The sequence below is a fragment of the Aquimarina sp. 433 genome (assembly GCF_054054605.1).
Genome location: NZ_JBSWZK010000048.1, coordinates 1 through 286 on the forward strand (window position 1 = coordinate 1; position 286 = coordinate 286).

Sequence of the window (286 nt, forward strand, 5' to 3'; positions counted from 1 at the left end):
CTTGCCGAGATCGTCGCGAAACGCGGTGTATTCCGACGGCGTCATCGTGCGCAGCACGTCCCAGGCGCCGTTCAGCTGCTCGAAGATCCGCGCGACGCGGGTCAGCATCTTGAAGACCGGCCGCACCTCGCCCGCCTCCAGCCCCTGCCGCGCCGCCGTCAGCTCGTGGATCGCGAGCCGCATCCACAGCTCGCTGGTCTGGTGCTGGATGATGAACAGCATCTCGTCATGCGCGTTCGACAGCGGGTTCTGCCCGTCGAGCAAGCCTTCGAGCGCAAGGTAATCG

General features: G+C 66.1%; 1 protein-coding gene. It reads right to left on the reverse strand.

Translation table 11 applies throughout. The annotated features are described in order from the left end of the window. Window positions 1-286: tryptophan 2,3-dioxygenase family protein (locus ACWNT5_RS24295; protein WP_456518867.1), on the reverse strand; the 286-nt coding region annotated here is incomplete at both ends.